This window comes from Streptomyces pimonensis (assembly GCF_041380215.1).
In the GTDB taxonomy this organism is placed as follows: Bacteria; Actinomycetota; Actinomycetes; order Streptomycetales; family Streptomycetaceae; genus Streptomyces; species Streptomyces pimonensis.
Map to the genome: position 1 here is coordinate 10,514 of NZ_JAHWZY010000024.1, position 19,037 is coordinate 29,550.

Sequence of the window (19,037 nt, forward strand, 5' to 3'; positions counted from 1 at the left end):
CGGACGAAACACCGAGAACATGATTTTTTTCCCGGATGCGCCGGTACGCGGTCACACCGAGGCTGGGCGGTGTCGTTGCGGTGAACCCGACTGCCGCACGAGGAATGGCTACCGCGGACCGCGCAGGACCATCGGCCGTGCCCGTCGCCTCTCGACCAGAGCCCGGTCACGTCCCGTGGGCGAGGCGAACGGAGAGAGCGATGCATGGACCGACCGACGGACGATCCGCCCGGGACAAGGCCCCGGACGCGCCGACGGGCCGCCTGGGTGCCGCCGTCGTGGGGCTGGGCGGGGCAGTCGCGACCACCGCCGTGGCCGGAGTGGAACTGCTCAGACTCGGCATGTGCGGTCAGGACGGGCTCCCGTTGGCTTCACGCACGGACCTGGTGCCCTACGAGGAACTGGTGTTCGGCGGCTGGGACGTATCGGCCGACGACCTGGCCAAGGCCGCCCATCTGCACCGCGTCCTGGAACCGGCTCAGATCGAGGCCGCCGCTCCCCGGCTCCAGCGGATGCGGCCGTGGCCGGCGGTGGCGGATCCCGCCTACTGTCGCGCGGTGACCGGCGCCCACGTCGTGGCGTTCGACAGCCCGCGCGAGCGCGCGGGACGCATCCGGGAGGACCTGCGACGCTTCCGGGACGAACAGGGCCTGGACGAGGTGGTCGTGGTCAACCTCGCCTCGACCGAGCGCCTGCCCGACCCGGCGTCGCCCGCTCTCGCCTCACCCGAGGCGTTCGAGGCGGCACTGGACACGGGCCACGAGGCGATCACCCCCGCCATGCTCTACGCCTACGCTGCCCTGTGCGAGGGCATGGCGTACCTGAACTTCACCCCCAGCTGCGGAGCCGACGTGCCGGCGCTGACACGTCTGGCCGAACGGCAAGGGGTACCGATCGCCGGCAAGGACGGCAAGACCGGACAGACCATGCTCAAGACGGTACTCGCCCCCGCCCTGCGCTCGCGGGCGCTGCGAGTGGAGGGCTGGTACTCCACCAACCTGCTGGGCAACCGCGACGGCCGGGCGCTCGAGGATCCCGACTCGCTGGCCAGCAAGACGGCCACCAAGGAGTCGGTGCTGGACGCACTGCTCGGCTACCCGGTGGAGGACCACCGGGTGCGCATCGAGTTCTACCGGCCGCGCGGCGACGAGAAGGAGGCCTGGGACAACGTCGACCTCGTGGGCTTCCTCGGCCGCCGGATGCAGATGAAGATCGACTTCCTGTGCCGGGACTCCGTCCTGGCCGCTCCGCTGGTACTGGAACTGATCCGGCTGCTGGCCGAGGCGCGGCGCCGCGGGGAGCGCGGGGTGCAGGAGCAGTTCGGGTTCTTCTTCAAGGCTCCGATGACCGCCGACGGGAGCGTCCCGGAGCACGCCCTGCACCTGCAGGAGCAGGCGCTGCTGGACTGGCTGGACGGCGGGGGCCGAACCGTTGCGGGCGGGCGGTCGTGACGCAGGCCGCTGCCCGTCCCGCAAGGCGGGACGGGCAGGTACCGCGTGAGTCCCTGCGGAAGGCCGTTCCGCTGCTGCGCGAGATCGGCGACCTCAAGAGGGTCCGTACGGCCGGCGGCGGGCTCTCGATGGGCGAACGCGCCTTCTGCCGGTCGTGGGCCGGACTGGTGCGCGGCGGGGACCCCGGCAGGACCGCCGTGCGCGAGTGCGCGGCCGCCGTGGCCGGGGCACGTCTGGCGGGAATCGACGGCCCGGTGCTGCGGCGGTGCGGGCTGGCCGCCGATGAGGCGGTGGCCGTGCTGGAGCGCTCGGTCGCCCAGCACGCGGACCGGATGGACCCGGTGACGTCCGGTCTGCTGCGCGAGGCGCTGCCGGAGCTGGTGGAGGAGCCGTGCGAGGGTTCGGCCCCCGGGTTCGCGGTGGTGCTGTGCGCCCAGCCCCGGGCGGGCGCCACCTGCCCGGGAAGACCACGGCTGATGGTCGAGCCCCCCGAGAGCCACGGTGACCACTGCTGGGCGGTGGCGGTCTACGGAGCACTGCTGGCCAGGGCGTTCGGCGCGGCTCCGGGCGACGTCTTCCTGCTCGGTCTGGCCCACCACCTGCACAACGCCGTCCTGCCCGACGCAGGTTTCGCCGGGGAGGAACTGCTGGGCGAGCACCTGCCCGCTGTCCTGGCACGGCTGACGCGGCAGGCACTCGCCGACCTGCCCGCGGCCCTCGCGGTGCGTGTGGAGCCGTTGCTCGCTCTGCGCGAGGGTGCCGGCTCCCCGGCCGCGCGGGCCTTCCACGCCGCCGACGTCCTCGACCGCGTGCTGCAGGTCCGCCACCACGCGCGAGCGGTCGCCTTCACCGCCGAGCAGGCCCTGGAGGAGCTGGACCTGGTGCACCCCTGCGCGGTGTCCGGCTTCCACCGGGCCGTCCTGGACGCGGCGGAGATCACATGAGCGGCCGGGCGGGCCGCACAACGGCCGCAAACGCAACAGCCGGACCCACCGCAGCCGAGGACACGGCCCGGGCTCCTACCCGTCTGGTCAGCCCCGGCAACGGGGTCCCGCTGCGGCCCTGCGGGCCCGGACTGCTCTCCGACGGCGAACGGCGCTGGCCCGTCGTGGCGGGTGTCCCCTGGCTGCGCACCGGCCGTGAGACGGTGCGCGAGCGGGCGGTGCGCCGGATGGAGGAGGGCGATCCGGACGGCGCCGCGCTCGTCCTGCTCGCCGACTTCGACGACTGGTGGGAGGGCCCGGTCCCCTCCCCCGGCGCGCTGCGTGCCGCGCTGGGCGCGGCCACCCTGCGCGAGGCGGTGACGCTGCTGGGCATGGGCAGGGTCGGGACGTACTTCCTGCACCGGTGGAGCGACCCGACCTGGCTGGCCGTGCTCGCCCTGACCGCCCGGCACTCCCCCGGCGGTCTGCCGGTGCTGGAACTGGCGTGCGGCGCCGGGCACCTGCTGCGGGAACTGCGGCTGCGCGGGCACCGGGACCTGACCGGGATCGACGTGGTCTTCGCCAAACTGTGGCTGGCCCGGCGCTTCGTCGTCCCCCGGGCGCGGCTGGTGTGCGCCGACGTCACAGCGCCCTGGCCACTGCTCCCCCCGGTCCGTCCCGCCCACGTGGTCTGCCACGACGCGCTGTACTTCCTGCCGCGCAAGGAGGAAGTGGTGCGCCGCGCACTGGCGTACGCCGCCGGCGGCGGTGTCGTGCTGGGCCACTGCCACAACTCCCTCGTCCCCGGACCGGTCAGCGGCCTGCCGCTGGATCCCGCCGGATGGCGTGCGCTGCTGCCCGGAGCCGTCTGCTACGACGACGCCGACCTGACCCGCGCCCTGCTCGCGGGGGCCCCTCCCCGGCCGCGCACGGCGGGGCAACTGGCGGGCTGCGAGGCCATGGCCCTGGTCAGTACCCCGCCCCCGCCGCCCGGGTACGGCCCCCTGTCCCCGGACCGGCCCGTCCCCGGACGGCCCCTGCGCCCCAACCCGCTCTACCGCGACGGCCTGCTGCACTGGCCGGGAGACCGCTGGCGGGACGAGTACGGGACCGCCGCCCGTGCCTACCTGCCCGACCGGATCGACCTCTCCCCCGCCCTCCTCGCCGACGCCCGGGCCGGACGGCTGACACCGGAGGTGACCGGCCTGGTCCGCCGCCGGGTGCTCCTGGACCTCCCGGAGCGCTGGTGAACACCTCGGACGGGCGGGCCGCCCCCGCCACCGTGTGCCGATGGGCGGTCGCCGGATGCGGATGGGTGGCCCGGGACCACTTCCTGCCCGGACTGCTGGCAGCGGCCGACAGCCGGACCGGCGGCGCGGTGCCCCGTCTGGTCGCCGTGACCGACACCGACCCCGCGGCCGCCGCCCGGCTGGCGGCCCGGGTGCCCGGCGCCCGGACCGCCACCGACCTGCCCGCCCTGCTGGCCGTCCACCGGCCCGACGCGGTGTACGTCGCGACGCCCAACCACGCCCACCGTCCCGCGGTCACGGCGGCCGCCGCGGCGGGGGCCGCGGTGCTGTGCGAGAAACCGCTGGCCGCCGGCCTCGCCGACGCCGAGCGGCTGGTCGCCGCCTGCCACCGGGCCGGGGTGCCGGCGGCGACCGCCTACGATCAGCGTTTCCACCCGGCTCACCGGGCCGTGCGGGAGGTGACGGCCTCCGGGGCACTGGGCACGATCACCGCGGTGCGCATCACCTACTGCTGCTGGCTGCCGCCCGCCTGGTCGCCGGACGGCCGCCCGTACGACAACTGGCGCGCCGATCCGGCGCGGGCGGGCGGCGGGGCCGCCCTGGACCTGGCGCCGCACGGACTGGACCTGGTGGGTGTCCTGCTCGGCGGGGACGACGTGACGGAGCTGACGGCGCTGGTGCAGCACCGGGTGCATCCCTACCCGGTCGACGACGGCGCCGTCCTGGCCGGCCGGACCGGCGGCGGGGTGCTGGTCTGCCTGCACGTCGCCTACAACACCCCGGACACGCTGCCCCGCCGCCGGCTGGAGGTCGTCGGCACCCTCGGGCAGCTGACCGCCGTCGACACCCTCGGCCAGGACGCCGGGGGCAGGCTGTGGCTCACCGACGCGCAGACCACGCGCCGCGTGCCCGTGCCGTTCGACACCGGCACGTCCCCCTTCGCCGTCCAGGTCCGGGAGTTCTCCGCGGCTGCGGTGAGCGCCGGCCGCCCTGTGGGGCGTGCATGGCCGTGGCCGCTGCACCGGGATCTGACCCTGCACCGACTGCTGCTGGAGGCCCTGTCCCCCGCCCGCCCGGCCCCGCCGCCACCGGTCCCGTCCACCGTCGAGGAAGGCCGACGATGACCCTGACGATGTACGCCTGCGCCCACTGCGGTCACTGGCAACGGTGGTTCGCCACCCCACCCGCCTGCCCGGTCTGCTGCGACGTGCGGAACGCGCTGCCCGAGGAGGGCTGGGACATCCCCGGCGAGAAGACGGTCGAGGCCCTTCTGACCGCGGACTGGTACCGGCCCGTGCCGGGCGTCACCGGTTTCCGCACCCTGCCCTCCTTCGGCCTCGCCTCGACGGGCTGGCTGATCGAGGCCCAGGACGGCAACGTCGCCTGGGAAGCCGCCCCCTACTACCCTCCCGACGCGCTGGCCGAGATCGAACGGCTCGGCGGTGTCACCCGGCTGGGCGCCAGCCACGTCCACGGCTACGGCGCGCTGTGGCAGCTCCAGCGCCGCTTCGCCCCACCGGTGGTGGCCGTCGGCGTACAGGACCTGGTATGGACGAAGGCGTTCCAGGTCACGTGGCCGGTGGACGAGCGCCTCGAGCTGGCCCCCGGTCTGACCGTGCACCGCACCGGCGGACACTTCCCCGGTCACTGCGTGCTGCACGACGAACGCCGGAAGATCCTGTTCTGCGGCGACGCCCTCAAGGTCGACCTGGACGGCGCCGTGCCACGTGCCCTGTCCTGCCACAAGGCCTACCACGCCCGGCTACCGCTCTCCCACGACGAGGTGCGCCGCTACCGGTCGGTGATCGGCGCACTGGACTTCGAGGCGGTGGCCACCCCCTTCGAGTTCGCCGCCCCGGTCACCACCGCGGACGTCCTGCGCCTGTTCGACCACCAGCTGGCCGGCCGGCCCGGCACGGCCCCTCTCCCGCTGGGAACCGACCGGTGAGCGCCGTCGAGGAGCACCCGGCGGTCAGGGCCTACCGCGAAGCGCTCGCCCCCGGCGAGCAGCAGGACTTCGACATCAGCGCCGTCGACCGCACCGGTCTGCCGGTCGTGTCGGCGGACCATCTCGACGCGGCCGGCGTCCGCAAGAGCGCCTGCGGGTACGGTGCGGACCTTGCCCAGGCCCGTACAGGAGCCTATGGCGAACTCACCGAGGAAGTGCTGCTGGCACGGCACCTGGCCCGCACCGGACGCCGTCGTGCCTCGTATGCGGAACTGGTGCGCGAGCGCGGCCGGGACCGGGTGGCCGACCCGGTCGGTCTCGTGCTGCCGGCCGGCGCCGACTACACCCCCGAACGCCCCCTGGAATGGGTGCCCGCACGCCGGCACCGCACGGGTGAGGAGGTGCTGGTGCCCGTCGAGTTCGCCGCCTCCTGCGGTTCGGACCTGCCCGGCCGCCCCCCTCCCGGCGGTCTGCTGACCACACCGGTCACCAACGGACTGGGAGCCGGGGACTCCCTGGAGCGGGCCCTGTCCCACGCGTTGCTGGAGATCCTCCAGCGCGACGGCAACGCCACCGCGCACCGGGCGATGGACGAGGGTGTGGTCATCGACCTGGACGAGGTGCGCGACCCGGTCACCCGTCGCGTCCTGGACCGGCTGCGGGAGGCCGGCGTCGAGGTGCTGCCCAAGCTCGCCTCCACCCAGTTCGGCCTGGCCGACGTCCACGTCGTCGGCGCGGACACCGCCCCGGGGAAGCGGGAGGACGCGACGGCGCTGGCGCTCACCGCGTGCGGCGAGGCCGCCCATCCGGACCGCGAGGTGGCGTTGCGCAAGGCGCTCACGGAGTACGTCTCCTCCCGCGCGCGCAAGGTCTTCTTCCACGGCCCGCTGGAGACGGTCGCCCGCGTCGCCCCGCCCGGGTACCTCGAGCGTGAACTGTCCTCGCCCCTGGCCGCACAGGAACCCAGAGCGCTGTCGGCGATGACGGCGTGGGCGGCCCTGGACGCCCCGCGTCTGCGGGAACTGCTGGAGCCCACCGTGCTGTCCCGGCGTTCCGGCGTTCCCTTCTCCTCCCTGCCGACCGTGCCCCCCGGCTCGCTGGACGATCCCGCCGCCCTCCTGGAGGACCTGCTGCGACGGCTGGAGGACTTCGACGTCCTGGTGATCGAGGCGGGCGGACCCGGGGCGTACGCGGTCAAGGTGCTCGTCCCCGGCATGGAGGTGGAGACGATGTCCTACGCGAGGATCGGTGAACGCGGCGTGCGCAGGCTGACGGAGCACGGGCGCCCGCTGGCCGGGGTGGGGCCGCTTCCCCGCCCCGGGGCCAGGCCGGTGCACCTGACGCCCGAAGCCCGCGAACGGCTGGGCGGCCCGGCCTGGTTCGACATCGACGCCGCGCGGGAGACGGTGGGGGCGCTGTACCCGCTCTACCGCGAACCCGACCGCCATGCGCTGGCCCGCACCGCCGCGGGAGCGGCCCGATGACCCCCCACGCCGACGGGCTGCGCTACGCCTACAACACCAACGGCATGACCTCGCACCGTCTGCACGACGCGCTGGCCCTGCTCGCCGACACCGGCTACGACGGGGTCGCGCTCACCGTGGACGTGGCCCATCACGACCCCTTCGCACCGGACCTGGCCTCCCGCACGGCGGCGCTGGCCCGCCGTCTGGACCGTCTGGGCCTGGGCAGCACCGTGGAGACCGGGGCGCGCTTCCTGCTGGACCCCAGGCACAAGCACGAGCCGACCCTGATCACTCCCGATCCGGTCGGCCGGGCCCGCCGCCTGGCGTTCCTGCGCCTGTGCGTGGACATCGCCGCCGACCTGGGCAGTGAGGCGGTCTCGTTCTGGGCGGGCGTCCCCTCGGCGGGCACGGACACCTCCCAGGGCGGGGCGGCCTGGGACCATCTGGCAGAAGGAGTGCGCGCCGTCGTGGCGTACGCGGCCGAACGGGGCGTGACGGCGGCCTTCGAACCCGAGCCGGGCATGCTCGTCGAGGACTGCGCCGGTTGGTCCCGGCTGGCCGCTCTCGCCCCCGGTCTGCGCCTGGCCCTGGACACCGGACACTGCCTGGTCGCCGGTGACCTGTCGCCGCATCAGGCGGTGGCGCGGCACGCCGGGGACCTCGGTGCGGTCGCCGTGGAGGACATGCCGTACGGCCGGCACGAACACCGTGCCCCGGGCGAGGGCGACATGGACCTGCCCGCCGTCCTCGGTGCGCTGCGTGCCGTGCGGTACGGCGGACTCGTGAGCCTGGAGCTGTCCCGGGACGCGCACCGCGCCGACACCCTGGTGCGCTCCGCGCTGGAGGCGCTGCGCGACGCCGAGCGCGCCGGAGCCTGCAGGCCCCCGGAGACCCACGCCCCGTACGGTGTCAGCGCCCCCGGAGGAGTGCGATGAGGATCTGTTTCGTCTCACGGCGCTACTGGCCTGCCGTGTCGGGCATGAGCGCCTATGCGGAGAATCTGCTGCGGGCCCTTGCCACGGCGGGTCACGAGGTCACCCTGGTGTCCCAGTACCGCGGCGACCGGCAGGGCCGCGCCGTCTACGGCGGCGGCCCTCCCCCGCCCGAACGGGTCCCCGACGGCGTGCGTCTGGTGGCGCTGGAGTCCCTGGGCGAACAGGCCGTGGGCGACGGGCTGCCCGCGGACTTCGAGGCCGACATCGCCGCGCTGCGCGACGCGATCGCCGACGTGCACGCCCGAGAGCCGCTGGACGTGCTGCACGCCCAGTACGGCTACCCTCCGGGCCTGGCCGTGCTGGAGGCCTCCGACCGGCTCGGGGTCCCGGCCGTGGTATCCGTTCAAGGGGGCGACGGCCACTGGGTCGGCACGTGCTGCGGCACCCACCGCACGGCGATCCGCCGGGTGCTGCGGGACGTACCGGCCCTGCTGATCGGTTCCTCCTCCTTCGGGGCCGAGGTCGCCGCCCGCCACCAGGTGCCGGCCGAACGCTTCACCGTGATTCCCGGAGCCACCGACACCGGCCTCTTCCGCCCCCTGCCCGAACGGCGCCCCGGATCCCTCGGTGATCCGCCGGTGCTGCTCTACCACGGCCGGATCGACGTCCGCAAAGGCGTCCTCGACCTGCTGGAGGCGGTACGGCTGCTCCGTGCCGGGGGAAGGCGGTTGCGGCTGCTGGTCTCCGGCACGGGCCCCGACCTGGACCGGCTGATCCACCGGGCACGGCAGCACGATCTGGCCGACACCGTGGAGGTGCTCGGTCCCACCGGCTACCACGACGCCCCCGCCGTCTACCGCAAGGGTGACGTCTTCGTCAGCCCCACCTGGGCCGAAGGGTTCTCCAACACCATCCTGGAAGCGATGGCAAGCGGACTTCCGGTGGTGTCCACCGAGGTGGTCGGCGTGGTGGACTGCGTACGTGACGGCGTCAACGGACTTCTGGTGCCCCCGCGCGATCCCGACGCCCTGGCCAAGGCCGTCGACCGGATGCTCGACGACGCGCCGCTGCGCCACCACCTCGCCCGCACGGCGCTGCGGCAGGTGCTGACCCAGTGGTCGTGGCCGGTGGCCGCCGCGCGCATCTGCGCCGTGTACGAGGAAGTGTGCGCCGCCGGGCCGAGGAGGACGGCGCCCGCGAAGCCCCCGGCCGAGAAATCCGCGGGGCCCTCCGTGGACCTGTCCTGCCGGTTCCGCCGCGAACCCCACCTGCTGTGACCGCGCACGTGTCCGCCGTCGGCACCGCCGTCGCCGTCAGCCCGCACCTGGACGACGCGGTCTTCTCCGCCGGAGGCCTCCTGGCGCTGCTGTCCCGAACGGGCTGGCGGGTACGGGTCGTCACCTGCTTCACCGCGTCGGTCGACGATCCCTGTCCCTTCGCGCTGTCCACCCAACTCGACAAGGGGCTGTCCGCCGACGTGGACTACATGGCCCTGCGCCGTACCGAGGACAGGGCCGCCCAGCGGAGACTGCGCACGCTCGCCCCGGTCCACCTCCCGCTGCCCGAGGCACCACACCGGGGATACGGCAGTCCGCCGGAGCTTTTCGCGCCTCCCCGCCCCGACGACGTGGCCGAGAGGGAGCTGCAGCGGTTGCTCCGCCCCCACCTGGCGCCGGCGGACCTCGTCCTCGCCCCTCAGGCGATCGGCGGCCACGTCGACCATCTGCTCACCGCCCGTGCGACGGCCACCGTCTCACCGCCCTCGCGAACCGGCTGGTGGCGCGACGTGCCCTACGTCGCCCGCACGGCAGCGTCCGACGCCGGGGCCCTGTCCGGCACGCTCAAGGGGGCGGGTGAGGTGACGGTCGGCATCGACGCTGTGCTGGCTGACAAGATCGCCGCGGCACAGTGCTACACGACCCAGCTCGGCTTCCAGTTCGGCGGCCCCTGGGAAGCCGCCGAAGTCCTGTCCTGTGTGGCCCGTTCCGAGGCCCTTCGCACCGGGGCGCCGTACACCCACGGTGAGTCACTGAGGGCCGGGCGCACGGCCCTCCGGTCGCTGGAGGGGCTCGCCGGCGTGGGGTGCGCCGGCCGCCGCGGGCATGCCCGCGGCGAGCCGGGAACCCGTTGAGCGGGCGGTTCGGCCGGGTGCGGGATCGTTGTCCGCCGGGCCGCCCGAGCGCAGGTTGCGGCCGTTCACGATCGTGTGGCGGAACGCGGATTCGTGGTCCCGCCGCTGGTGGTGCAGGTCCACCGGCGCGCCGGCGGGGTGGGGGCGGGCGTCGGTCAGCCAGGTCGTGGCGGATCCCGGGTTCCGCTGCAGCCCGCATCGGATGTCGTCGATCGCCGCGGCCGTCCTCCCCCGCCCCCGGAGCGGCAGCGTCGAAAGGCTCAGTAGTAGACCGCGACTCTGCCTCGGGGCCCGTCGACGACCTCCACAGGAGTATCGAAGATGTCGGTGAGGATGTCGTCTCGCATGACTTCGTCCGGGCTGCCGAAGTGGTGGACGGTTCCGTTCTTGACCGCGCAGATGCGGTCGGCGTAGTGGCCGGCGAAATTGATGTCGTGCAGCACGATCACGATCGTGCGCCCGAGTTCGGTGGCTGCGCGGCGCAGGTGCTGCATCATCTGGACGGAGTGCTGCATGTCGAGGTTGTTGAGGGGTTCGTCCAGCAGGAGGTAGTCGGTGTCCTGCGCGAGCACCATCGCGACGTAGGCGCGTTGCCGCTGGCCGCCGGAGAGTTCGTCGAGGTAGCGGCCCTCGAGTTCCTGCAGTCCCAGGAACTCGATGGAACGGTTGATGACTTCCTCGTCCCGGGCGGTGAGGCGTCCCTGCGAGTGGGGGAAGCGTCCGAACCCGACGAGCTGGCGCACGGTGAGGCGGGTGACGAAGTGGTTCTCCTGGCGCAGGATCGAGACGATCTTGGCGAGGTCCTTCGAGTTCGTGCCGGCGATGTCGTAGCCGGCGATCTCGATCGACCCCGAGTCGATGCCCAGCAGCCGGCCGATCATCGTCAGCAGTGTCGACTTTCCGGCCCCGTTGGGGCCGACAAGAGCGGTGAGGCCGCCGGCGGGGATGGTGAGGTCGACGGGTCCGATCGCGACCTCGCTGGTGTAGTGCTTGGCGACCTGCGTGAGGGTGATCACAGTCGTCCCTTTCTCAGGATGTGGACGAGGAAGAGCGAGCCACCGACGATCTCGATGATGACGCCGACGGAGCCGGCCGCGTAGAAGATGTTCTTGAGGACGAAGTAGGCGCCGCCCAGGACGACGATGCCGGTGAGCCAGGCCACGGGGAACAGGTAGCGGTGATCGTAGGTGTCGGCGATCTGGTAGGCGAGCATCGCGACGAGGAACCCGAAGAATGTCATCGGGCCGATGAGCGAAGTGGAGACGGCCATCAGCACCGAGACGAGCAGCAGCACGGTGATCGTCTCGCGCCGGTGGTTCACGCCGAGGTTGAGGGCGGTCTCTCGGCCGAGCGCGAGGACGTTCAGGCGTCGGCTTCCGGCCCACAGCATCCCGCCGGCGATCGTGGTGATCGGGATCGAGACGGCGAGGTAGCTGGCGTCGGCGTTGGCGATGCTGCCGATCAGGCGTGCGGTGAGCACATCGAACTCGGTGGGGGTCAGCAGCCGCTGCATGAAGGTCGACAGCGCCCCGAGGCCGCCGCCGAGGACGATTCCGATCAGGAGCATGAGCTGGAGGTTGCCGTACTTGCCCGACAGCAGCCAGCCGTAGAGCGCGGCAGCGAAGACGATCATGAGAACGACCTGCGCGACGAATTGCCACACGCCCTGTACGAGGGTGGCGCCTGCGATGCCGAGAAGGAACACCGCGCCGGTCTGAATCACTCGGTAGAGGGACTCGAAGCCCATGATCGAGGGAGTGATGATGCGATTGTTCGTGACGGTCTGGAACGCGACCGTTGCCAGCGCCTGGCAGAACGCGACGAGGACGATGACGACGACGCTCGTCGCCCGCAGTTCGGCGATGCGCCAGAATCCGGTGGTACCGAAGGGCATCGGGTTGTCCCAGGCGAGGATGCCGAGAACGATGAGCGCGCTGAGTACGGCCAGCGCCGTGAGCACGGCCCAGTACCGGCGGTGTGCTCGCGCGGTCGGCAGAGCGCCGGAGTGACGGACCGCGCGCGGGGCGGCGGGGGCGATGGTCTGTTCAGGCATGGCGGCGCTGTCTCAGCAGGAGGGAGATGAACACGAACGAGCCGAAGACCGCCAGGATCAGGGCGACCGGCACTTCGAAGGGCATGACGACGAGGCGGCCGATGATGTCGCAGATCGTGACCGCGGCGACGCCCGCCAGGCACACCCAGGGCAGGCTCGAACGGAGGTCGTCACCGCGGAACAGGGAGACGATGTTGGGCACGATGAGCCCGAGGAAGGGCAGGTTGCCGACAACGACCGTGACGATGCCGGTGGCGATGGCGATGAGTCCGGTGCCCAGCAGCACGACCTTGTTGTAGTTCAGGCCGACGTTGGTGGCGACGTCCTGACCGAGGCCGGCCACGGTGAAGCGGTCGGCGGCGACGAACACGGCCACGACGACGACCGCAACCGCCCACAGCGGTTCGTACTGGCCGCGCAGCACTGAGGTGAACGACCCCAGGAACCACACGCCCATGCTCTGGAGCATGTTGGTGGACAGCGCGACGTAGGAGGAGACGGCGCCGACGACGGCGCCGAGCATCATGCCCACGATAGGGACGATGATCGAGGAGCGCAGTCTTATCCGGCGCAGGAACAGGAAGAAGATCACCGTTCCGGCGAAGGCGGTGAGGACCGCGCCGCTCATCTTCAGCAGTAGCGACGCTCCGGGTACCAGGATCGTGATCAGCAGCAGCCCGAGCCCGGCCCACTCCGTGGTGCCGGTGGTGGTCGGTTCCACGAAGCGGTTCTGCGTGAGCTGCTGCATCACCAGGCCCGACATCGCCATCGCCGCTCCCGCGAGCACGAGCGCGATGGTGCGCGGGACGCGGGTGATGGCGAACATCTCGGCCCCGTCCTTCCCGCCGAAGACGTCGTAGACCCCGACGAAGAGAGACAGGACGACGAGACCGGCGGTGACGACGAGGCCGATCAGCAATGGCCAGGTGAACAGGCGAGTCTTCGGTGTGCGGGCGTGGGAGGAGTCGGCATCGGGTTGTTGCGGCCGATCGACTGGCAGGGTGTCGGTGGGCGGGAGGGGCATGCAGATGTGCTCTCAGTCGATGGCGGAGTGATCCGGGCGGCATCGGTGGTCCCACGTCGCCGCGACCCGCCCGCGGGCCGGACCGGGGTGCCGGTTCGGCCCGCGGGCCCAGCAGGTCCTGTCCGTCACATCAGGCGTTCGCCTCGAGCTTGTCGGCGAGGTCGTTGAAGAGGGTCGTGTAGGTCTGAATGCCCTCGTTCACATACGTGAGCTGCGGGAAGTACACGATGCTGTCGTTCCTGACGGCGGGGACGTTCCGCAGGGCCTCGGAGTCCGCCAGCAGTTCGGCGGCCGGAACGTACGAGCCCGAAGACGCCTTGCTGACGGCCGCGTCGCGGTCGAGTGCGATGATCAGATCGGGCTTCGCTGCGGCGATCGCCTCGACGGAGATGTCGTCGCCCTGGTGGTTGGCGGAGCCGTCGGTCTCGATCCCGGGCGTCAGCCCGAGGATGTCGAACACAGGGCCGACCGTGCGGCCGGTGCTCGGCGCCGCGTAATTGATCTCGCCGCCCGAGGTGATCACCCCGATCACGCTGTCCTTCGGATCGTAGACCTTCTTGACGCGCGCGATCGAGGCGTCGAAGTCGGCGATGAGCTTCTGCGCGTCCTGCTCGTGCCCGAAGATCTTGCCCAGGCCCTCCACCTGTCGCTTCAGTTCCTCGTCGAAGGGCTCGCCGTCACGCGGGTCGAGCTCGACGATCGTCGCGTCGGGGGCGAGCTTCTCGAAGTCCTTGTAGTACGACGCGAAGCGCTGCCCGTTGATGATCAGGTCGGGCTCGACCGCGACGACTGCCTCCAGGTCGGGTTCGTTGTGCGTCCCGAGGTCCACGATCGACTTGTCGCTCTTGTACGGGTTGTCCGATGGGATCAGGTCGACCGGCGCGGCGGCGAGTTCGACGCCCCAGTCGGCCAGGGTCTGGAACGTGCGGTTGTCGGTGGCGACGACGTTCTTCGCCGGCAGTTCGACCTTCCGCGTCCCGTGGTTGTCCCCGATCTCGACCGACGATGCGGCGGACCCCTCCGCGGTGGTGCCGGTCGAACCCTTCCCACCGGAGTCGCCATCCGCGCATCCGGCGAGACCGAACACCAAAACGGTCGACACCGCGGTGGCGGCGAGAAGGCGGCGCTGCGTAAACATGGTTCCGAACTCCATTTCAACGGGCGACGTCGGCGCGTGGCACCGCACCGACGGAACTCGGGATCGATATGACGATTCCGGCACAGAAGCGACGCCCAACAGTGCAAGCTTAGCCTTACCTTACCTACGTAATCATCTAACCGGTACCAGAGGTTCCGGTTGGAGCCGCTCCGTGGAGAACGCGTCGGAGCCGACGGCAGAAGGGGGCGCGTGAGCTGTCGATGACCGATGCCGTGTCATGCGGTCCGCGAGGATACGGCGGCCTGCGCGTCCAGGGCGCTCCCGACGCCACCCTGGGCACGGGGAGCGGGCCCGTCGGCATCGAGGCGGCGACTCGGACGCTGGACGAGTCGGCGGAATGGGGACGGTGGAGCCCGCGGGCCGCTCCGGACCACGTACCGCCTGACCGCCTGACCGCCCGCTGCCGATCCAGCACACCCGTCCGCGAACCTCCAGCTCGCAAGGTGTTGCGGCGACCGGTCGGATTCACCCTGGGCGCCCCTGTCGGTGTGGAGGACGACGCCGCGGACCCGGCCGTCTCGGGCGGCCACAGCCCTCTCGGTCGCTTCGGTTACCAGCCAGGTGCGCATGTGGTGAGCGATCGACCAGCCCGCCCCCTTCCTCGAGCAGACGTCGGTCACCGTGGCGAGGTGGAGCCACTTCGCCTCGGGGCATCCTGCGCCGGCTGTTGCCGGCACCCGGCCACTGAGCAGACCCACGCCGGGCGCCAGGCCGAGGAGAAGCGAACCGTGAGCGGGACCCGTGCCGTCCACGCCGAGCATCATGGCGCCTACGGCGCTCCGCGCGTCCATGCCGAGCCGTGTGCGAGGGGCCGGCTCCTCCGCCTCGCTCCCGCCCGGGTCACGGCGTCCGGGCACGGCCTGTGAGTCGTCCTTACGGGCCCACGCCGGCAGCACTCCACGGTGATTCCGAAATCCGCGGCCACCGCGCGCACGTCCGCTTCCCGGCCGCAGCGCGGTAGAGCGCGACGGCATCCTTCCTGAACTCCCCCGGACACCGAGGCTTGCGTCCCGCCCGACATCCCTCCCTGGACCATCAAGACCCCTTGTCAGGATGTCCGCTCCGAAGGATCGCCCTCACACGTGGACGACCCCTTCCGTCGCTCCCGGCCCGGCCTGCGCCTCGTCTACGAGCACAGCATCTCCCGCACCTGACTCCGGGCCACCGAGCCCCGGGCGACCGGGCGCACGGGGACTGCCCGCGCACTCCGGCAGCGGGTTTCTGCCTGTCTGCTCGTGTTCTGTGCCGGAACCGACCAGCTCGATATCTGTTTTTGGACAACTGTGGTCGTAGGTTTCCCCACAACAGCACTTCCTGTCACCGGAGTTCAGTAGGGTCCCACCTGTTCCACCGCCAGGTGCTCTCGGCCGTCGCGGCCGGGCACGCGAGCCTGTCCAGAATGGGTGTGAAGTGAACAGTCAGTTACGACTGCGAATGCGTACGGCGACGGCGGTCCTCCGGACCAGGTTCGCCGCGATGGTCGGAACGGTCGCGATGCTCGCGGCCGTCCTCACCGGCGCGTCCGTCACCACGGCAAGCGCCGCCGAAGCCGCTGCCCCGCAGGCCGCGGCAGGCGGGTGGTCCTGCGGCGGGGAGCCGGTTCCCCCCGGGTACGTCATCTCCCGGCTCAACAAAACCGGCTGCAGCGGCAGGGGTTCCTGGTACCAGGAACCCGCCCGCGACGGGATCTGGACCTGCTCGGGCTCGCCGATCGTGCCCGGCTACGTCATCAGCGCCCACAACAAACAGGGGTGCAGCGGCATCGGCTCCTGGCGCCACAAGCTCGCCAAGGACGGCATCTGGACCTGCTCGGGCTCGCCGATCGTGCCCGGCTACGTCATCAGCGCCCACGACAAGTACGGTTGCAGTGGCATCGGCTCCTGGCGCCACAAGCTCGCCAAGGACGGCATGTGGACCTGCGCGGGTTCGCCGATCGTGCCCGGATACGTGGTGACCGCCTGGGACAAGTACGGCTGCGGTGGCATCGGCTCCTGGTACCACAAGGTCGCCCGCGCCGGCCTGTACGTGTGCCCCACCTCGCCCATCCCGCCCGGGTTCCGCGCCACCACGGGCAGCATGAACCAGTGCAGCGGCCTCGGCGGAAGGCTCCTCGCGAAAGCCTGACCCCGGTCGGACACACCTCACGCTTGCCATGAGCGTGCTGAAGGCACCACGATCCGTGTGGTGCCTTCGGCGCGTCGTACCGGCAGATCCCTCGCCCCGGTCGATCTTCGCCTGCTTCACCCAGTTCCGCAGGCCCTCCGGGCTCACGCCCAGGTCCCGGGCGACCTCGGTGACGGTCCTCTCCGACGACAGCGCCTGCGCGACCGCGTCCCGCTTGAACTCAGCCGTGTACCGCCTGCTCGTATTGCTCTTCTCGCTCACTGCCTGGACTGCTTTCTCCGGGACTTTCCGTCCCAGTACCAGCCTGTCCGGCTCAGCGGTGGAACTTCAGCGACACTGGGTCGTAGCGGGCTCGAGCCGAGTTGCAGCGGAGTGCTGACTGCGTCAACGGCGGGCGTCCGGCGCGGGCCGTCCGCCCGGTGAGGTCGCGGAGGCGGTACGGCGCCGACGTCGGTGCCGTACCGCCTCCGCTTCCCTGCGGGGGAGGGGAGCGGGGGCGCCCTCTGTGAGCGACGCGTCCTCGGGAGCCGAGGGCTTGTGACCTTTGCCGACGAGGGAGCCGGGTCAGTCGGACGGGGTCATGAACTGGCGGGGGGACAGCGCGCGGGCGACGATCCGGGTGTCGCCCATCCAGCCGTAGAAGCCCTGCTCGAACTTCTCGTCGAACTGGGTGGCGCCGAGGACGAACGGCTTGCCCAGGGTGGCGATGCCCGTCGACCGCTGGGCGGGGTTACGGGCGATCTTCGAGCCGTCGACGTAGAGGACCGTGCGGCGGCCGTCGTTGACGACGGCGATGTGCGTCCAGCGGCCCACCGGCAGGGCGTGACTCCAGGAGGTGGGGTCGGCATCCTGCCGTTCCGGGTAGACGACGAACTGCAGGAACCGCTCGGGCGAGAGGTTAAGGCTGCAGGTGGGCTCCAGCGGGGACCAGCCGGTGGTCTTTCCGGCGTCGCCGTTGCGGCCCTGCCAGCTCAGGATGCCCATCCAGGCGTGATTGCCCTCGAACGGGTCGGGCAGCCGGACGAAGGTCTCGATGGTGTAGCCGTGCAGGAACTTCTCGCTGTTCAGCGGGGCGCGCGGACCGGTGGCGAGGATGGCACCCCGGTCGGGGTTCCGACCGCCGTCGAAGCGGAGGCTGGCGTGCGCGGGCTGGCCGGGGTGGTGGTCGGTGGAGAAGGTGAGTGCCTGCGGGCCGCTGGAGTGCAGCCGGCTGACCGTGAGGTCGTTGCCGTTGCCGGACAGATCGCGCACCACGGTGCCGTCCGGCACGGGAGAGTCGGCCGACGGCATCGCGGCACCGGAGGTGTCGAACCGCCAGTAGGCGACCGTGCCGCGTGGCATGACGGCCGAAGCCGGGCGCGGCGTGGGCGGGATGAGCGGGGCGAAGCCCTGGAAGCGCTTGTCGAAGTCGATGGCGATGCTGAACCGGTCGGTGTCACCGGTCAGTTCGACCGTCTCCGCCTCCAACGGCGACCGGTCGGCGGCGTCCCGGGCCAGGAACCAGGGGGAGAACGTCTCCACGTCGATGACGTCCCGGGCCAGATCGAAGGAGTAGAGGCGGATCATGCCCGCGCCGCCGTAGTAGCGGTCCTGGTAGTTGGTGATGTGCAGGTGGACGTCGTTGCCGGCGTCGTTCTTCAGGACCGTGCGGCCCGGGGGCCAGTAGTGCCCGCCCAGTGCCAGGAAGATCTGGTCGTTGCCCCGGATGAGGGAATCCCACAGGCGTTGCCCGTTGCCCGACAGGTGGGCGGCACCGTCGTCATCGGCCCACACCAGGTCATGCGTGGTCAGCACGGCGGGAGTGGTGGGATGAGCGTCGAGCACGCCCTGCGCCCAGCGCAGCCCCGCGGCGGACGTCCGCCAGTCCAGGGCGAGGACAAGCCACTTGCGGCCCGCCGCGCGCAGAAGATGGTAACTGTTGTAGCCGTCGGGGGAGGACCCGCCGAAGGTGGGGGCGGAGGCGAAGCGACGCGGGCCGAACGCCTCCAGGTAGGGGCTGTTGCCGCGCTGGTCGTCGCCGGAGGCGATGTCGTGGTTGCCGGCCAGGACGCTGTAGGGAACGCGGCCGTCGAGCAGGTCGAAGGTGTCGGCGGCGAGGTCGATCTCGTCTCGGGTGCCGTGCTCGGTGATGTCACCGAGGTGTGTCATGAAAGCGACGTTGGCCTCTTTGCGCTGGTTCACCAGATAGCGGAACGTCGCTCGCAGCGGCTCCGGGTCGGCGCTGTCGGCATCGAACAGATACTGCGTGTCCGGCAGCACCGCCAGGGCGAAGCGCGGCGATTCGGTGTCGAAACGGCCGGATCGGGCGGCGGTCGCCGCCTGCGCGGGTGTGCCGCCTGTGGCGAGGACGGCCGTGCCCGCGGCGGGCAGGGCGACGGCGGCCTGCAGCAGACGGCGTCTGCCGGGTTGCCCGGACTCGCCCGGTGAGGAGGACTGGCGGGGCTGTGAAGGGGACATGGCCGTTGCTCCTGAGTCGCGTGGTGATCAAAGTGACCGGAGCCAAACTGTTGTGAACGCCCATGACCGTGCCTGTACGGGGAGCTGAACACAGTGGAAAAGCCGCCCGGCGGCCT

At 71.7% G+C, this 19,037-nt stretch carries 15 protein-coding genes and 2 pseudogenes; 10 read left to right on the forward strand and 7 right to left on the reverse strand.

Annotation, left to right across the window (positions count from 1 at the left end):
* Positions 1-200: 200 nt before the first annotated feature.
* The 9 genes from KYY02_RS22520 to KYY02_RS22560 are packed head-to-tail and all read left to right on the forward strand — an operon-like array spanning position 201 to position 10,104.
* Positions 201-1,451 (forward strand): inositol-3-phosphate synthase, encoded by a 1,251-nt coding sequence (locus KYY02_RS22520; protein ID WP_371240638.1) that lies wholly within the window; start codon positions 201-203, stop codon positions 1,449-1,451.
* Positions 1,448-2,395, forward strand: a complete 948-nt coding sequence (locus KYY02_RS22525) for a hypothetical protein (RefSeq protein ID WP_371240640.1) — start codon at positions 1,448-1,450, stop codon at positions 2,393-2,395. Before KYY02_RS22520 ends, KYY02_RS22525 begins: the two co-directional genes overlap by 4 nt.
* Positions 2,392-3,624, forward strand: coding sequence for a class I SAM-dependent methyltransferase (locus KYY02_RS22530; RefSeq protein WP_371240642.1), 1,233 nt, complete (start codon positions 2,392-2,394; stop codon positions 3,622-3,624). Before KYY02_RS22525 ends, KYY02_RS22530 begins: the two co-directional genes overlap by 4 nt.
* Positions 3,621-4,748, forward strand: a complete 1,128-nt coding sequence (locus KYY02_RS22535; protein ID WP_371240644.1) for a Gfo/Idh/MocA family protein — start codon at positions 3,621-3,623, stop codon at positions 4,746-4,748. The genes KYY02_RS22530 and KYY02_RS22535 overlap by 4 nt, the downstream gene beginning before the upstream one ends.
* On the forward strand, positions 4,745-5,572 hold the full coding sequence (locus tag KYY02_RS22540) for an MBL fold metallo-hydrolase (protein WP_371240646.1): 828 nt from the start codon (positions 4,745-4,747) through the stop codon (positions 5,570-5,572). Before KYY02_RS22535 ends, KYY02_RS22540 begins: the two co-directional genes overlap by 4 nt.
* Positions 5,569-7,056 carry a YcaO-like family protein gene (locus KYY02_RS22545; protein WP_371240648.1) on the forward strand — a complete coding sequence of 496 codons (1,488 nt, stop codon included), beginning with the start codon at positions 5,569-5,571 and terminating at the stop codon, positions 7,054-7,056. Before KYY02_RS22540 ends, KYY02_RS22545 begins: the two co-directional genes overlap by 4 nt.
* Positions 7,053-7,973 carry a sugar phosphate isomerase/epimerase family protein gene (locus tag KYY02_RS22550; RefSeq protein WP_371240651.1) on the forward strand — a complete coding sequence of 307 codons (921 nt, stop codon included), beginning with the start codon at positions 7,053-7,055 and terminating at the stop codon, positions 7,971-7,973. The genes KYY02_RS22545 and KYY02_RS22550 overlap by 4 nt, the downstream gene beginning before the upstream one ends.
* 44 nt (positions 7,974-8,017) lie before the next feature.
* Positions 8,018-9,250 carry a glycosyltransferase family 4 protein gene (locus tag KYY02_RS22555; protein WP_371240653.1) on the forward strand — a complete coding sequence of 411 codons (1,233 nt, stop codon included), beginning with the start codon at positions 8,018-8,020 and terminating at the stop codon, positions 9,248-9,250.
* On the forward strand, positions 9,247-10,104 hold the full coding sequence (locus KYY02_RS22560) for a PIG-L deacetylase family protein (protein WP_371240655.1): 858 nt from the start codon (positions 9,247-9,249) through the stop codon (positions 10,102-10,104). Before KYY02_RS22555 ends, KYY02_RS22560 begins: the two co-directional genes overlap by 4 nt.
* Before the next feature lie 260 nt (positions 10,105-10,364).
* Here KYY02_RS22560 and KYY02_RS22565 read toward each other — a convergent pair whose 3' ends face one another.
* The 5 genes and pseudogenes from KYY02_RS22565 to KYY02_RS22585 all read right to left on the reverse strand — a co-directional run.
* Positions 10,365-11,120, reverse strand: coding sequence for an iron ABC transporter ATP-binding protein (locus KYY02_RS22565; RefSeq protein WP_371240657.1), 756 nt, complete (start codon positions 11,118-11,120; stop codon positions 10,365-10,367).
* Positions 11,117-12,157, reverse strand: a complete 1,041-nt coding sequence (locus KYY02_RS22570; protein WP_371240659.1) for an iron chelate uptake ABC transporter family permease subunit — start codon at positions 12,155-12,157, stop codon at positions 11,117-11,119. The genes KYY02_RS22565 and KYY02_RS22570 overlap by 4 nt, the downstream gene beginning before the upstream one ends.
* Positions 12,150-13,076 (reverse strand): ABC transporter permease, encoded by a 927-nt coding sequence (locus KYY02_RS22575; protein WP_371240661.1) that lies wholly within the window; start codon positions 13,074-13,076, stop codon positions 12,150-12,152. The genes KYY02_RS22570 and KYY02_RS22575 overlap by 8 nt, the downstream gene beginning before the upstream one ends.
* 235 nt (positions 13,077-13,311) lie before the next feature.
* Positions 13,312-14,319, reverse strand: a complete 1,008-nt coding sequence (locus tag KYY02_RS22580; RefSeq protein ID WP_371240663.1) for a siderophore ABC transporter substrate-binding protein — start codon at positions 14,317-14,319, stop codon at positions 13,312-13,314.
* Positions 14,320-14,555: 236 nt separating this feature from the next.
* Positions 14,556-14,984 (reverse strand): annotated as a pseudogene (locus tag KYY02_RS22585) (DDE-type integrase/transposase/recombinase); the annotation flags it as partial.
* A gap of 832 nt (positions 14,985-15,816) precedes the next feature.
* On the opposite strand from KYY02_RS22585, the gene KYY02_RS22590 reads away from it, so the two are divergent.
* On the forward strand, positions 15,817-16,464 hold the full coding sequence (locus tag KYY02_RS22590) for a hypothetical protein (protein WP_371240736.1): 648 nt from the start codon (positions 15,817-15,819) through the stop codon (positions 16,462-16,464).
* 96 nt (positions 16,465-16,560) lie between these two features.
* Here KYY02_RS22590 and KYY02_RS22595 read toward each other — a convergent pair.
* Positions 16,561-16,725: pseudogene (locus KYY02_RS22595) on the reverse strand (transposase); the annotation flags it as partial.
* A 303-nt stretch (positions 16,726-17,028) separates the two neighbouring features.
* Positions 17,029-18,921, reverse strand: a complete 1,893-nt coding sequence (locus tag KYY02_RS22600) for a LamG-like jellyroll fold domain-containing protein (RefSeq protein WP_371240665.1) — start codon at positions 18,919-18,921, stop codon at positions 17,029-17,031.
* Positions 18,922-19,037: the final 116 nt, after the last annotated feature.

Bases quoted from the DNA above. Each gene is read 5' to 3' on its own strand.
- KYY02_RS22520 (WP_371240638.1), top strand. From the start codon at position 201: ATGCATGGACCGACCGACGGACGATCCGCCCGGGACAAGGCCCCGGAC.
- KYY02_RS22530 (WP_371240642.1), top strand. From the start codon at position 2,392: ATGAGCGGCCGGGCGGGCCGCACAACGGCCGCAAACGCAACAGCCGGA.
- KYY02_RS22540 (WP_371240646.1), top strand. From the start codon at position 4,745: ATGACCCTGACGATGTACGCCTGCGCCCACTGCGGTCACTGGCAACGG.
- KYY02_RS22550 (WP_371240651.1), top strand. From the start codon at position 7,053: ATGACCCCCCACGCCGACGGGCTGCGCTACGCCTACAACACCAACGGC.
- KYY02_RS22555 (WP_371240653.1), top strand. From the start codon at position 8,018: ATGAGCGCCTATGCGGAGAATCTGCTGCGGGCCCTTGCCACGGCGGGT.
- KYY02_RS22570 (WP_371240659.1), bottom strand. From the start codon at position 12,157: ATGCCTGAACAGACCATCGCCCCCGCCGCCCCGCGCGCGGTCCGTCAC.
- KYY02_RS22580 (WP_371240663.1), bottom strand. From the start codon at position 14,319: ATGTTTACGCAGCGCCGCCTTCTCGCCGCCACCGCGGTGTCGACCGTT.
- KYY02_RS22590 (WP_371240736.1), top strand. From the start codon at position 15,817: ATGGTCGGAACGGTCGCGATGCTCGCGGCCGTCCTCACCGGCGCGTCC.
- KYY02_RS22600 (WP_371240665.1), bottom strand. From the start codon at position 18,921: ATGTCCCCTTCACAGCCCCGCCAGTCCTCCTCACCGGGCGAGTCCGGG.